Source organism: Paenibacillus sp. 01T431, from assembly GCF_056398625.1.
In genome coordinates this window covers 247,221-261,913 of record NZ_JBFTPT010000011.1, presented here as the reverse complement: position 1 = coordinate 261,913, position 14,693 = coordinate 247,221, and the positions used below count along the sequence as shown (strand labels likewise).

15 protein-coding genes are annotated in these 14,693 nt (G+C 45.4%); 14 read left to right on the top strand and 1 reads right to left on the bottom strand.

Annotated elements, in window-relative coordinates; translation table 11 throughout:
* Nucleotides 1-153: 153 nt before the first annotated feature.
* The 14 genes from AC1DM9_RS21000 to AC1DM9_RS20935 all read left to right on the top strand — a co-directional run bounded on the left by AC1DM9_RS21000 (nucleotide 154) and on the right by AC1DM9_RS20935 (nucleotide 13,761).
* A complete protein-coding gene (locus AC1DM9_RS21000; RefSeq protein WP_477581993.1) occupies nucleotides 154-753 on the top strand; it encodes a 5-formyltetrahydrofolate cyclo-ligase in 600 nt (199 codons plus the stop codon).
* An 82-nt stretch (nucleotides 754-835) separates the two neighbouring features.
* The gene (gene moaC, locus AC1DM9_RS20995; RefSeq protein WP_339207238.1) at nucleotides 836-1,315 is read left to right on the top strand and encodes a cyclic pyranopterin monophosphate synthase MoaC; all 480 of its coding nucleotides are present in this window, start codon (nucleotides 836-838) and stop codon (nucleotides 1,313-1,315) included.
* A gap of 27 nt (nucleotides 1,316-1,342) precedes the next feature.
* A complete protein-coding gene (locus AC1DM9_RS20990) occupies nucleotides 1,343-1,837 on the top strand; it encodes a MogA/MoaB family molybdenum cofactor biosynthesis protein (protein ID WP_054026672.1) in 495 nt (164 codons plus the stop codon).
* A complete protein-coding gene (locus AC1DM9_RS20985; RefSeq protein ID WP_477581991.1) occupies nucleotides 1,834-2,889 on the top strand; it encodes a molybdopterin-binding protein in 1,056 nt (351 codons plus the stop codon). Before AC1DM9_RS20990 ends, AC1DM9_RS20985 begins: the two co-directional genes overlap by 4 nt.
* A 51-nt stretch (nucleotides 2,890-2,940) precedes the next feature.
* Nucleotides 2,941-3,186, top strand: a complete 246-nt coding sequence (gene tatA, locus AC1DM9_RS20980) for a twin-arginine translocase TatA/TatE family subunit (RefSeq protein WP_441877349.1) — start codon at nucleotides 2,941-2,943, stop codon at nucleotides 3,184-3,186.
* A 129-nt stretch (nucleotides 3,187-3,315) separates the two neighbouring features.
* Nucleotides 3,316-4,068, top strand: coding sequence for a twin-arginine translocase subunit TatC (tatC, locus tag AC1DM9_RS20975; protein WP_076269790.1), 753 nt, complete (start codon nucleotides 3,316-3,318; stop codon nucleotides 4,066-4,068).
* 202 nt (nucleotides 4,069-4,270) lie between these two features.
* On the top strand, nucleotides 4,271-5,437 hold the full coding sequence (locus AC1DM9_RS20970) for a YhgE/Pip domain-containing protein (protein WP_477581988.1): 1,167 nt from the start codon (nucleotides 4,271-4,273) through the stop codon (nucleotides 5,435-5,437).
* A gap of 70 nt (nucleotides 5,438-5,507) precedes the next feature.
* Nucleotides 5,508-6,101 carry a TetR/AcrR family transcriptional regulator gene (locus AC1DM9_RS20965; RefSeq protein ID WP_441877343.1) on the top strand — a complete coding sequence of 198 codons (594 nt, stop codon included), beginning with the start codon at nucleotides 5,508-5,510 and terminating at the stop codon, nucleotides 6,099-6,101.
* Nucleotides 6,102-6,289: 188 nt separating this feature from the next.
* Nucleotides 6,290-8,128: a hypothetical protein gene (locus tag AC1DM9_RS20960; protein ID WP_477581986.1), complete on the top strand. Its 1,839-nt coding sequence runs from the start codon at nucleotides 6,290-6,292 to the stop codon at nucleotides 8,126-8,128.
* A 33-nt stretch (nucleotides 8,129-8,161) separates the two neighbouring features.
* Complete coding sequence (locus AC1DM9_RS20955; protein ID WP_477581984.1) at nucleotides 8,162-9,292, top strand: glycoside hydrolase family 88 protein; 1,131 nt, start codon at nucleotides 8,162-8,164, stop codon at nucleotides 9,290-9,292.
* Nucleotides 9,293-9,308: 16 nt separating this feature from the next.
* Nucleotides 9,309-10,526: a DUF2264 domain-containing protein gene (locus tag AC1DM9_RS20950; RefSeq protein WP_477581982.1), complete on the top strand. Its 1,218-nt coding sequence runs from the start codon at nucleotides 9,309-9,311 to the stop codon at nucleotides 10,524-10,526.
* Between the two features lie 313 nt (nucleotides 10,527-10,839).
* A complete protein-coding gene (gene groES / locus AC1DM9_RS20945) occupies nucleotides 10,840-11,121 on the top strand; it encodes a co-chaperone GroES (RefSeq protein ID WP_441911650.1) in 282 nt (93 codons plus the stop codon).
* Nucleotides 11,122-11,199: 78 nt separating this feature from the next.
* Nucleotides 11,200-12,834: a chaperonin GroEL gene (gene groL / locus AC1DM9_RS20940; protein WP_076269676.1), complete on the top strand. Its 1,635-nt coding sequence runs from the start codon at nucleotides 11,200-11,202 to the stop codon at nucleotides 12,832-12,834.
* A gap of 312 nt (nucleotides 12,835-13,146) precedes the next feature.
* Nucleotides 13,147-13,761 carry an undecaprenyl-diphosphatase gene (locus AC1DM9_RS20935; RefSeq protein WP_477510294.1) on the top strand — a complete coding sequence of 205 codons (615 nt, stop codon included), beginning with the start codon at nucleotides 13,147-13,149 and terminating at the stop codon, nucleotides 13,759-13,761.
* A gap of 124 nt (nucleotides 13,762-13,885) precedes the next feature.
* Here AC1DM9_RS20935 and AC1DM9_RS20930 read toward each other — a convergent pair whose 3' ends face one another.
* Nucleotides 13,886-14,602, bottom strand: coding sequence for a FadR/GntR family transcriptional regulator (locus AC1DM9_RS20930; RefSeq protein ID WP_477510293.1), 717 nt, complete (start codon nucleotides 14,600-14,602; stop codon nucleotides 13,886-13,888).
* Nucleotides 14,603-14,693: the final 91 nt, after the last annotated feature.

Sequence of the window (14,693 nt, the reverse complement as noted above, 5' to 3'; positions counted from 1 at the left end):
TTGAAACCTCCAACAAATAAATGGTAAAGAACGAATGCTCATACTACATATTAGTGTACCATAAACGAGCGCTAGCATTGGCGAAAGTTGCACAACAATGTTAAACTACAATTAATGAAAGAAAATGATGGGAACTAGAATAGGTGAATGCTTTTGGTTGAACCAAATCAACGGGGCGATAAGGCTTACATACGAAGTCAGATAACGATAAAACGAAATAAATTACCAGTCGAGCAGCGGCGATTATGGTCAGAAGCAGCTTGCACGAACGCAATGGCTTTTATTGAAAGCCATTCGGTCGGCGCGTTTATGGTGTACGTGTCTTTTCGGAGCGAGCTTGATTTATCGGGTCTCATTGAATGGGGCTGGCGAACAGGGCGAGAAGTCATTGCTCCAAGATGCATCGCAGCAGATCGTTCCATGGAGCTCTATACCTTGCGGAGCTGGGATGATCTGATACCTGGTGCATATGGGATTATGGAGCCGAATCCGAATACGGCGCAGCCTTTTAAGGAAAATTGTGAACTGGGTGTTGTGTTTGTGCCGGGACTAGCCTTTGACCTTCAAGGGGGCCGGCTTGGTTATGGAGGCGGTTATTATGACCGATTTGCTGAATCCTCTCAAAACAATGCTTCAAAGCCGTACTGGCTTGGAATAGCGTTCGAGGCGCAGCTCATTGATGAGGTGCCTCTCGAGGGGCATGATTTGAAAATGGATGGCTTGATTACTGAAAAAAACATGTATTTAGTTTAGAGGAAATGCAGCTGAATGATTGCCAAGCGAGCTATGAACGTTAAAGGCGAACCGTTCATTAGCGTTAGAAGGAGCGTTTGAGGTGGAGTTGACACATTTTAACGAGCAGGGCCGGGCGCGAATGGTAGACATCTCTGACAAGGAAGTCACTTCCCGCACGGCAGTCGCTCAAACTAGGATAACGATGAACCGAGATACATTAGAACAAATTAAGGCTGGCAAGATTGGGAAGGGCGATGTACTGGCTGTAGCTCAGGTTGCTGCAGTTATGGCTGCCAAAAAAACGTCAGATTGGATTCCAATGTGCCATCCGCTACCGCTCACAGGCATCAATGTGGTTTTCAGCGATAACGGAACGGATGAGCTTTACATAGAAGGTACAGTAAAGACAACAGGAAAAACCGGCGTGGAAATGGAAGCACTGACAGCCGTGTCTGCCGCAGCTCTAACGGTCTACGACATGTGCAAAGCGCTGCAAAAGGATATGGTTATCGGTCCTACGCAGCTGGTTTCAAAAACGGGCGGAAAAAGCGGCGATTATCGAATTTCGTCAAACCCATGAGCGAAATAGGAATGGGAGGAATGGTAAATGCGGTGGAAAGTAGCAATTTTGACAGCAAGCGATAAAGGATCACGTGGAGAACGTGAGGATACGAGTGCCCAGGTTATCCGTGAATTGGTTGAGGAAGAGCTGGGTGGAGAAATTATTGATTATCGGATTGTACCGGATGAGCAGGATGAGATAATGGCAGCCATCATAGAAATGACAGAGTACTTCCATGCGGATCTTGTGCTTACGACGGGCGGCACAGGTCTTGCAGAGCGCGATGTTACGCCCGAGGCAACGCTCAAGGTTATTGACCGTGCTGTTCCGGGAATAGCGGAAGCGATGCGCATGGGCGCTCTCCAAAAAACAAGAAGAGCAATGCTCTCAAGAGGCGTCTGCGGCATTAGAGGCAGCTCATTAATCGTTAACCTGCCTGGGAGCCCAAAGGGCGTACACGAGAGCTTAATGGCGATCATGGATCAATTGCCGCATGCTCTGGGCATTTTATCCGGAGAACTGGGGGAACATAGCGTATGAGTCAGCAGCAGCATCATGCTAAGAACGGAACAGAACAGCATGGATCGACTACGCTAAGAGAAGTTTCCGTATATGATGCGATCGGGCTGCGACTGGCTCATGATTTAACGCGAATTATCCCAGGTCAGTTTAAGGGTCGATTGTTCAAAAAAGGTCATGTTGTGGTAGAAGCAGACATTTCTAATCTGCTTGATATTGGCAAGGAGCATATCTATATTATGGAGCTTGGAGAAAACGAGCTTCATGAGGATGATGCAGCCATTCGAATGGCTGAAGCGTTATATGACGAGAAACTCATTCTTTCAGAGCCGCATGAGGGCAAGGTAAGCATTAAAGCAAACCAGCTAGGCCTTGCGGAGATTGATAAGGCATTAGTTGATGCCATTAATGAGCTGGGTGAAATTGCATTAGCGACGATTAAGGCAAAAACAGTCGTTAAGCCGGGTCAAGCGCTGGCTGCAACAAGAGCCATTCCGCTTGTCGTACCCAAATCGAAGGTGGAGACGGTGGAGAGGCTTGCAGCAGAATACCGTGAAGCGAATGGCGGAGCTTCGCCGCTGCGGGTTCGCCCTTTCCGTAAATTTCGTGTCGGTTTGTTGACGACAGGCGGCGAAGTTTTTAACGGAAGAATTGAAGATAAATTTGGTCCGGCAGTAAGAAGCAAGCTCGAGGAGCTTGGATCAGAAGTTGCAGAGCAGCGATTTGCACCCGATGATCGACAAACAATTGTCAAGGAAATACACTATTTGCTTGCACAACGTTATGATATGATACTAGTGACTGGCGGAATGTCGGTAGATCCCGACGATCGCACTCCTGGAGCCATAAAGGAAACAGGTGCGGATATCGTAAGTTATGGAACTCCGATGCTGCCAGGCTCAATGCTGCTTATTGGTTATTTAAACGGAGTGCCGATAATGGGGCTTCCAGGATGCGTCATGCATGATCCATATACATCATTCGATGTGCTGCTGCCGCGGATTTTAGCGGGAGATACGATTGTTCGTGAAGATATTGTCAGCATGGGATATGGCGGCTTAAACAGCTGTTAAGTATGAGCTGCTTAATGATGCTGCTACATAAAATTACGAGGAGGTTGGCAAATGTCAGGAATTGGTGCAACAGGTGTTATACTGCTCGTGTTGGTTGCTTTGCTACTATTTGGACCAAACAAGCTTCCAGAACTTGGACGTGCATTCGGACGGACATTGCGTGAGTTTAAATCCGGAGCAAGAGAGATCATGGATGATGATGATCGTGACCGTGATCGCAAGGACAAAGATTCGAGCCGTGTTGAAGTAAGTCGCTCGGAAAATAATGATAAAGACAATAAGCGGCTGCCGGATTAATCGGGCCCGCTTTTTTCTTGAAAAAAAGGTTTACCGCTAGGCGAAGGAGGTATCGTGCAGGTGGGATCGGAAGGAAACAGCAAATCGGAGCATAAATCACGTAAAGCGCTTCTTCGTGAAGAAGGGTTGATGCCGCTTTTGGAGCATCTTGGCGAGCTGCGCAAGCGTATCATTTACGTGCTTATTATTTTAACGTTAGGCTTAGTCGTCGGACTTATATTTGCACAGCCTACCTATAACTTTCTAATGAGCCAGAAGCCTGCTAATACAATTTCGTTACATACGTTTTCCCTTTGGGATGGCATTGGCATGTATATGAAATTTGCATTTGTCATCGCTTTAATTATTTCTTTGCCTGTTATTGCATATCAGCTATGGGCATTCGTAAAGCCGGCTTTGCGCAAGAACGAGCAGCGTTCCACACTTAAATATGTTCCGTTTGCACTAATCATGTTTTTAATTGGATTGGCGTTTTCTTATTTTGTCGTCTTTCCACTCGCTTTTAATTTCACAAGAACAGTATCACAACATTTAAACCTTGAGGAAACATATGGTATCGCGCAGTATTTTACGTTTATGTTTAATCTGCTCATTCCGATATCGCTGTTATTCGAACTGCCGCTAGTCATCATGTTTTTGACAGCTATTCGTTTAGTGAATCCACAGCGGCTGCGCAAAATGCGCCGTCTAGCCTATTTCATCATGGTGCTTATCGGAGTTATGATTACGCCGCCGGATTTCATATCGGACATATTAGTGGCAATCCCATTACTTGTTCTATATGAGATTAGTGTGTTYTTATCAGGCTCGGTACACAAAAAGCAGCTTGCCGCTGATGCAAAATGGGAAGCGGAGTATGGCGAGTCAATGTCTGAAGCATAGGAAGAAGAAGGGGAATGTCCTCTTCTTCTTTTTTTAATATAAGAAGCTTATAAAGGGCTTATATTTCTCCGTCAAAGCTTCATCAGCATCTAGAGGACGCCGAAGGCGAGTTTGCGTGGTTGACAAAAACATCATTTCCGCATAATATTTAAACAGTTGTTTAAAACAATTGTTTAAATAGAGAAAACGGGAGTGGATCATATTGAAAAATGCACTAATTGCTTTTATGAAACGTCCAACGACTATCGTTGGCATATTTACGGCAATCATGTTCCAGGTTATTTTTTCGGTCATTTGGATGACAGGTTATAACGGTGTTACGGACCGCGTACAAAATTTGCGTATTGCTATTGTCAATGAAGATGCACAGATGGGACAGAAGATTGCTGGCAACCTTGTTCAGAACTTGCCTTTTAACATGAGTGAAATCAGCAGCATTGACGAGGCGAAGCAGCAGCTGAATGAGCGTGAACTGCAGATGGTCGTATGGATACCGGCGGATTTCTCTCAGAAGGCTTCAGCAGCCGATGGTACAGCCTCCATTCAATATGTAATAAACGAATCAAATCCAGCACTGATTAAAAGTATTATGAGTGGTGCAGCCGGACAAATAACAGCAGAAGTAAATAAACAAGCCGTAACGGGCGGCATTCAAACGGTACTTGGCAACATGCAGCTGCCAGCAGAGCAAGCTGGAGCAGCGGCACAAGGATTGTCAGAACGTGTTAAATCTGAAATTCAGTCAACGAACGTGATACAAGGAATGAACAATCAGATGGTTCCGATGATGCTGGTGCTTGCTTCTTATGTCGGTGCGATGATCATGGGTATGAATTTTGAGCAATCTTCCCTTTCACTAGGAGCAACAACAAGCAGATGGAAACGTTTCGGTGCAAGAAGCGTAATTAATGTAGGAGCAGGTGTCATTGTTTCGTTAGTAGGTTCTTCCTTGCTTGCTGCATTTGGCGGTCAGATGGAACAAGGATTCCTTCATATCTGGCTGTTCCAGCTGATGTTCGTATTAACATTTATATTCGTTTCTCAAATGTTTATTTACCTGTTTGGTTTAAGCGGCATGCTGTTCAATATTATTTTATTGTCGGCACAGCTTGTTACCTCTGGTGCGATCGTACCGCGTGAATTGTTATCCGACTTTTACGTCAAGCTTGGTGATATTCTTCCAGCGACGTATGCAGTTGAAGGTACGATGAATATTTTGTTCGGCGGCCCAGCTGCTACAGCTGACTCTTTGTCACTGAGCGTTATTGCAGTCGTTGCCTTTGCGGTTAGCGTAGTTGCGGTTGCGCTGAAGCGCCAAGCCGCTCCTGCAGTACAGCCTACAGCAGTTATTGCAGGGCAAAAAAGATAATTCAACTGCAGTTTGCTGTTGGTTTAGAAGTGGTTCAAAATAAAAGATATTGTTTTTATGGGGGCCCGTCATGACAACAGGAGATGCGGATATTAAAATTAGAATATTGTCAGCTGCCAAAAAGCTGTTTGCGGAAAACGGCTTCGATAAAACGACCGTTAGGCAAATATGCGAAGAGGCTGGAGCTAATGTTGCGCTCGTCTCGTATCATTTTGGCGGGAAAGAAAATATGTTCTATGCTTTATTTGATTATTATTTTCCAAACAATCAAATTGCCGAGCTAGACCCAATGCAGATAGATCCGGTAGAGGGAGTTAGACTTATTGTTCGTGAGGTAACTAATTTCCGCTACAGCGATTATCAATTAATTAACATTATTCAGCAAGAAGTTATCATGAACACGGATCGAATTGAGAAGATACGCAAGCATGTGATGCCGATGTGGGGGAAGCTCCGCTACTGGCTCAAAGAGGGTCAGGAGCAAGGTTTATTTCAATTCAACTCCTTAGATAACACCTTGTTTTCCATTATCGGTACGTTGCTCTTTCATCGGAATAGCCAATACTGGGCTATCTTGCATGAAGAAGAACGTTCATCACAGGAAGCGATCGTCGAGGATTTAACCTTATTTATTTTGGGTGGATTGTACTATAGAGGCGAATAGCTGAAAACCATGAAATACCGTGCGCGAGAAATCGCCGTACGGTATTTTTTTGTTACAGCCTTCTGCTATTCATAAACTACTGGTACAATTTAGGTGCAAGGATTATGAAAGTTTGGAGTTTCAAGCATAATGCCCGTTTAGTATAAAGCCAGCAGCTGCTGAGGCAGAATAGGAGCGAGATTATACAAATGAAACGTGAACGGATACAGGAAATTTTGGAGCAGCGTAGGAAAAAAGGGCTGACGCTTCTTGCCTCAGGCGGTGAAATCCAGAAGCCCAGTTCGCAAATGTGGAATCAGTCCATTAATGAACAGCTCCTTGAAGAGATTAAAAGGGATGCCGATCGCTTCATGCTTACCCCTGATCCCGAGCTCACTTACTCTCTATTTCGTGTTTATGGAGATACGGGAGAGCGCTTAGCTTATGAAAGAGTATATTTTGAGAGGCGAAAAAGATTGAATTCGTATGTCATTATGGCGCTGCAGGAGCCGGAAAATGCAGATTACGAAGTTGCCGCTCTTAATGTGATCTGGTCGGTTTGCAATGAGTTTACATGGTGTTTGCCTGCTCATTTTAATGAAGGATCAGACAGGCTGGACATCGATTTATTTTCGGCGGAGACTGGGTTTGCACTAAGTGAGATTAAATTGTTATTAGGCGACCGTTTACCGGTTATGCTGCACAAGCGTATAGAGACTGAGGTAGAGAATCGCCTATTCCGTCCTTTTTTGGAGCAAGGCCCATATGGGTGGGAGACAGCGGATCACAATTGGGCGGCTGTATGCGCAGGTTCGGTTGGGGCAGCGGCACTTTATCTCATTGAGGATTCGCATAGGCTGTCGCAAGTGCTGGAACGTGTGCTTCATTCGCTTGATTGTTATTTGAGTGGATTTGGCGATGACGGCGCGTGTGCGGAAGGTTATTTATATTGGCAGTATGGTTTCGGGTATTATGTATATTTTGCTCAGATGTTAAAAAGGGCAACAGATGGAGAAATCAACTTATTTGCTTCGAATAAGGTGAAGGAGATTGCACTTTTTCAGCAGAAATGTTTTACGGGAAGCAGCACGGTCGTTAACTTTAGTGATTCGCGTCCTGAAAGCGGTATATTTATGGGGCTCAGCTGTTGTCTGCATCAGGAGTTTGCAGAGGTCATTGTACCGGATGCGAGCCTTAGAGCGGAGTATGCTGCTGATCATTGCGGACGCTGGGCGCCGGCGATTCGTAATTTGATGTGGGTAAAAGAAGAATGGATGGCGGCGACTGAAAGTAAAACGATCTGGCCTGCCGAGTCCTATTACTTATCTGATGTGCAGTGGCTTCTGTCTAGACATGCAAGCGAGAACGGCGGCAACTACAGCTTTGCGGCAAAAGGGGGCCATAATGAGGAGCCTCATAACCACAATGACGTGGGCCATTTCATCTTACATGCGGATGGACAAGCTTATTTAGCGGATTTGGGCAGCGGAAAATATACGGCGAAATATTTTGGCCCGGAACGGTATTCGATTTGGTGCAATGGCTCTCAGGGTCATTCGGTTCCTATTATAGACGGCTCTCATCAGCAAAATGGGGCTGCTTTTCGAGCAGCAGTTATGGAAGCGTCAACAAATGCGAATATGGATAAGTTTGCGCTGGAAATCAGCTCGGCGTATGGCCATTCCAAGCTGGAGCGAATGGAGCGCCGATTCCTATGGGAAAAGGAAAAGCTGCCGCGCCTGACGCTGTCGAATACGATTTGGATGATGCCAAATGGAGAAGAAGCTGATGCTGAACGGCAAGTTACAGAGCGGTTCATTACGTTTCTTGTTCCTGAGCTGGCAGAGGAAGGTCGAGTAGTTTTAACAGGACAACGCCAATTGTTCATTAATTATGATCATCAGGTTTGGAAGCCGGTCGTTACCGCAAGGAGCGATATCGATCATTATGGCGTTGAGCGATTCTGGTATACGCTTGATTTTGAATGGAAAGCAGCAGCAGTTGAAGTGCCGTTGATTGCAAATTTTATTTTTCAATTTGAATCATAACTACAATATTCGATGCGAGGAGCGAGCAAGGATATGGAGCAGATCAATTGGGCAAATGAAGCTTGGGCAAATGTACATGAGAAGGTTACGAGAACGAGCAATCGGATTGGTGCAAGATTTCCGCATGCAAGCGTCGATGGAACGTATGTGCTGGAGGCGCCTCAGTGGTGGACAGCCGGTTTCTGGCCGGGCTTGTTATGGCTGCTGTACCGTGATTCAGAGTCGAAGGATGATCGATATAAAGATATTGCCGAAGCATGCGAGCAGCAATTGGATGAAGTATTGTTCGGATATGATCGCTTGGATCACGACATCGGCTTCATGTGGTCGCTAACGAGTGTAGCCCGCTATAAGCTGCTTGGTGAAGAGCAATCCCGCAGACGAGCGTTGTTAGCGGCTAGTGTACTCAGCGGAAGATTTAATGTAAAAGGAAACTATATTAGAGCTTGGAACCCATGGGGTGAGGGGGATCGCAATGAGGGCTGGGCGATTATCGACTGCATGATGAACCTGCCTTTGCTCTACTGGGCGAGCGAGACAACGGGCGACCCAAGATTTAAGCATTTGGCGATGGAGCATGCAGATACGGTGCTGGAGCATTTTATACGGACGGACGGTTCGGTTAATCATATTGTAGTCTTTGACCCGCATACGGGTGAATTTGCAAGTGTGAACGGCGGACAAGGCTTTGCACCAAACTCAGCGTGGTCGCGCGGAGCATCGTGGGCAATTTACGGGATGGCGCTCAGCTATCGTTATACGGGCGAGGCTCGGTATTTGGAGGCGGCGAAGCGGGTTGCCCATTTCTTCCTTGCGAACTTGCCTGAGGATTCGGTGCCGCATTGGGATTTCCGTCTGCCTTCAGGTGTAGAACGTTATCTCGACACGTCAGCTGGCGCTTGTGCTGCCTGCGGTCTGCTCGAAATCGCAAGCTCAGTTCCTGGGGAAGAATCGGAGCTATATCAAGCGGCTGGCGAGCGAATATTGCGTTCACTGTACGAGAATTACGGCGCTTGGGATGATGAGGCGGAGGAAGGCTTGATTTTGCATGGGACAAGCCACTACCCAGAGCGGAGAAACATTGACGTGCCGCTTATTTATGGCGACTATTTCTTCGTAGAAGGTTTAGCACGATTAAGAGGGGATTCCTCGACGTTCTGGTAGAGGAGAGGTAACGAACATGCAAATCGAAAGTGGATCACAGATAAACGAAATGCTACCTGTGCGCAAATACTGGCTGGAGCAGATGCTCGCTATTGGCGAACCTGTGCTTAGCGCCCTTGCGGAGCGCCGTCTTAAAGAGAAGATGCCTATAGAAATCGCAATAACTGCTGGAGAGACTGATGATGAGAAAGCTGCCGCTGAACTTAAAGCTGACCGAGCGAAATTCACGCATTTGGAAGCGTTAGGACGCCTTTTATCCGGCATGGCTCCATGGCTTGAGAATAAGCACATTAATGGACACGAAGAGGAGCTGCGAGTTCGTTATGCCGCGCTTGCTCGTGAAGCAGTGGATGCGGGCACTGATCCAGCATCGCCAGACTATATGAACTTCAGCGATGGTTACCAGCCGATTGTCGACGCTGCTTTTTTGGCGCTTGCGGTATTGCGTGCGCCAATAGAGCTTGGTGAAAAGCTGGAGCAGCGTGTGAAAGCAAATGCAATTACGGCGCTGAAGCAAACGAGGTCGAGAAAGCCAGTCTTCTCGAATTGGCTGCTGTTTGCAGCAACGATTGAAGCGGCGCTGCTTAAGCTTGGTGAGCTTGACTGGGACCCGATGCGGATCGATTACGCGTTGAAGCAGCATGAACAGTGGTATTTGGGTGACGGCGCATATAGTGATGGTCCGGATTTCCACTGGGATTACTATAACAGCTTCGTTATTCAGCCGATGCTGGTCGATGTACTTGCCGCAGCAGGTGATGAGCACGAGGAATGGCGAGCCATGCAGGGTGCTGTTGCGAGCCGTTCACGGCGTTATGCAGAAGTGCTTGAGCGGCTAATTGGAACGGATGGAACATACCCGCCAATTGGACGGTCACTTGCCTATCGTTTCGGAGCCTTTCAAAGCCTAGCTCAGCATGCTCTAAATGATGATTTGCCAGCGTCCGTCACAGCACCTCAGGTACGCTGTGCGCTAACCGCAGCGATTCGTAGAACGCTAGAAGTGCCAGGGAATTTTACAGCGGATGGATGGCTTACAATCGGCTTCTGCGGACATCAGCGAGATATTGGCGAGCGGTACATTTCTACGGGAAGCCTCTATTTATGCGCTGCGGTGTTCTTGCCGCTTGGCCTAGCAAGCGAGCATCCATTTTGGAGTGGAGCGGACGAGGCTTGGACTTCTAAAAAGGCGTGGTCAGGACAGGCTTTTGGCATCGATGCGGCTTTGAAGTAAATCTCTACTGATCCTGAGGTCGTTTTAAAAAGAGCAAACGGTCGTATTTCTGCAGGGAAGCAATTTGAGCATTATCGTATTCTCAAGATATAGTTGGCGCATAATAATAGCTTGAGCGAATCACAATGGACGGGCCAATCCGCGTAAAAAAGATTTAGTTCCTTCTGCCTAGTGTAAATAAACGGAAAAATGAAACCAAGCACTTGAAATTAATAACGAAAATGAGTATGATAAAAATAGTTGTTAGCACTTGAAGGTTTCGAGTGCTAACGAGAATATAAGCAGCGACAAATTTTGAAGGAGGCTATTTTCAATGATCAGACCTTTGGGTGAACGCGTATTGATCGAAGCAATCGCGAAAGAAGAAACAACCGCTAGCGGTATCGTATTGCCGGATTCGGCGAAAGAAAAGCCGCAAGAAGGCAAAGTGATTGCAGTTGGAAGCGGCACGCTGAAAGATGGTGTTCGTATTGCTCTTGAAGTTAAAGAAGGCGACCGCGTTCTTTTCTCCAAGTATGCAGGCACAGAAATCAAATACGATGGCAAAGAGTATTTGATTATGAAAGAAAGCGAAATTCACGCGATTTTTGAATAACAACCCGCTTAGGGTCACATAGAAGGCAACACATAAACTAAGCAGTTCTACTTAAACTATTTTGGGAGGTTTCTGTTAATGGCTAAGGAAATTAAATTTAGCGAAGACGCTCGTCGCGCAATGCTGCGCGGTGTTGATGCACTTGCAAATGCAGTTAAAGTAACACTAGGTCCAAAAGGCCGCAACGTGGTACTTGAGAAAAAATTCGGAAGCCCGCTTATCACAAATGATGGTGTTTCCATTGCAAAAGAAATCGAGCTTGAAGATGCTTTTGAAAACATGGGCGCTCAACTTGTTAAAGAAGTAGCTACAAAAACGAATGACGTAGCTGGTGACGGTACAACTACGGCAACAGTTCTTGCACAAGCGATGATTCGCGAAGGCTTGAAAAACGTTACAGCTGGCGCTAACCCTATGGTTATCCGCAAAGGTATCGAGAAAGCTGTTAAAGCTGCTGTTGAAGAGCTTAAAGCAATCTCGAAACCAATCGAAGGCAAACAATCGATCGCACAAGTTGCTTCGATCTCATCTGCTGACGATGAAGTAGGCCAACTTATTGCTGAAGCTATGGAAAAAGTCGGCAACGACGGCGTTATCACTGTAGAAGAGTCGAAAGGCTTTGTTACAGAGCTAGAAGTTGTTGAAGGTATGCAATTTGACCGTGGTTATGTATCTCCATACATGATTACTGACACTGATAAAATGGAAGCTGTCCTAGACAACCCTTACATTCTTATCACTGACAAAAAAATTACGAGCATTCAAGAGATCCTTCCGGTTCTTGAGAAAGTCGTACAATCCGGCAAGCAATTGCTAATCATCGCTGAAGACGTAGAAGGCGAAGCTCAAGCTACTCTAGTAGTGAACAAACTTCGTGGAACATTCACTTGCGTAGCTGTTAAAGCTCCAGGCTTCGGTGACCGTCGTAAAGCTATGCTTCAAGATATCGCTGCTCTAACAGGCGGCCAAGTGATTACAGAAGAGCTAGGCCTTGAGCTTAAATCAACTGGCGTTGAATCACTAGGTTCTGCTCGTCAGATCCGCATCACTAAAGAAACTACAATCATCGTTGACGGCAGCGGCAACTCCGCTGACATCGTTGCTCGCGTGAACCAAATCCGCGCTCAACTGGAAGAAACAACTTCCGACTTTGACCGTGAGAAGCTTCAAGAGCGTCTTGCAAAATTGTCTGGCGGCGTTGCAGTTATCAAAGTTGGCGCAGCTACAGAAACAGAATTGAAAGAGCGCAAACTACGCATCGAAGATGCCCTCAACTCCACTCGTGCAGCGGTTGAAGAAGGTATCGTATCGGGCGGCGGTACTGCCCTCATTAACGTATACAATGCAGTTGCTGCTGTTAAAGCAGAAGGCGACGAGCAAACAGGCGTTAACATCGTTCTTCGTTCCCTTGAAGAGCCGCTTCGCACAATCGCTGCGAACGCTGGTCAAGAAGGTTCGGTTATCGTTGAGCGTCTGAAAAACGAAAAAATCGGCGTAGGCTACAACGCAGCTACTGGAACATGGGTTAACATGTTCGAAGCGGGTATCGTTGACCCTGCTAAAGTAACTCGTTCCGCTCTACAAAACGCAGCTTCCGTTGCAGCTATGTTCTTGACAACTGAAGCCGTAGTTGCTGACAAACCTGAACCTAAGGGTGCAGGCGCTGGCATGCCAGATATGGGCGGCATGGGCGGTATGGGTGGAATGATGTAATAAGGGGATAAACCTTTAAACATCAAGGGTTTTCGTCAGTGAAAATCCTGTTTAACAATATCTTTACTTTGAGACCTCCAGATTATTCTGGGAGGTCTTTTTGCGTTTGTCGAAATTCAACGTGAATAAGGATATTGGAGAAGAGGGAGGTAATCGCTGCCAACGGGGGCAACTGCCTATGTGAATATTAAAGCCAATTTACAAAATGACAATAATGTAACATAGGATCCCTTAATTGTTAGGGGAATCGATGGTTGTTTGCCTATCTGTCTTTTAAGATATAAGAAATAAAGGCAGAGGAGGTGGTGTGAAATGAATTTTTTAGAAGAAAATATTAATTTATTTAGAATGGTAAATGACCTAGGGAAACAATATCCATACTTAAATCCTGCTATGGTTTTCATTGCTGAGTTTATGGTGTATTTCTTGGTTTTAGGTGTTATCTTCATTTGGTTTACTCGAAATAAACAGAGTAGAATGATGATTGTGTGTGCAACCATTACTTTTGTATTTGCTGAAATTATTGGGAAAATAGCAGGCAAATTTCATTCGAATAATCAACCATTTGCTGAGTTGGCAAATGTTAATAAATTAATTGAAAAAGCAGTTGATAATTCTTTTCCAAGCGATCATACCATATTGTTCTTTTCATTTTGTGTATCCTTTTGGTTATTTAGAAAAGGCTGGTGGTTTTTATGGGTTATACTAGCTTCCCTTGTTGGTATTTCTCGTATTTGGGTCGGTGTCCACTATCCAGCAGATATCCTAGTAGGAGCTATTATAAGCATCATTTCAAGCTCAATTGTTTACCTTGTTGTTCCTAAGTTAAGCTTGACTCAGAAATTGCTAGGGGGTTATGCGAAATGCGAAGAATTGCTTCTATCACCACTAACTAAATCGAAAAGGAATAGATCAAAGGATTATTAAGAGGAATAAAGCACATAGAAAAAAGATAATAGATCCAGTCGGTTATCAGGCTGAGAAGCCTATAGGAAAAAATAAAGCCAAAGATAGAACTGTCGTTCTATCTTTGAATCTTTATTGAACAGAATTATTCTAAAATGTCTCTGCGTTTCAGTACATTCTCGACTTTATGCAAATGAGCTTGAATGAGCTGGCTGGCCAGCTCGCTGTTTTGAGCTAATATTGCATTATATATGGATTGATGCTCTTTTAAGAGAAGTGTGGAAGAGGACTTGTCTTCGAAAAACCACAGCTGGCGAGTTTTTCCCATTGTTTCGGTCAGCTTAGAAGTAAGTGAACTCATTAATGTATTAAGCAGCTTATTGTGTGAGGCAGCTGCTATAGCTAGATGAAATTCGATATCCGCATGTTCACTCATTTGTGTATTATTCATTTCCAACGCTTGCTCCATTTGTTCAATAATCTGCTTTAAGTTCTCGAGATCCCTATCATTTCGACGCTCGGCAGCGAATGCAGCACTGCCGCTTTCAAGCCAAATACGAACTTCCAGTATCTCTTTTACACTTTCCGATTCCTCGAATGGATCTCGCGAGTTGCTCTGCAAGGTAGGCAATACTTTATTGACAAAGGTACCTCCGCCATGCTTTACATCTATCCAGCCTGTTGCCTTTAATGCGCTCAATGCTTCACGAATGGTGGAGCGACCTACTCCAAAGGAGGTACTCAAGTCAACTACGGACGGTAGTTTTTGACCAGGATGTAAGAGACCTTCCTCAATTTGTGAGAGAATGGCTCTTCGCACAAGCTCATGTCCTTTTTCAGTTTCTACCTTTATCGGCTGCATAGAGCTTTAAACCTCCCGAAAATAAAACTATAGACTATACTGTACAACTTTATTACACTATAATCAACACAAAGTCATCAGATGACCTGCT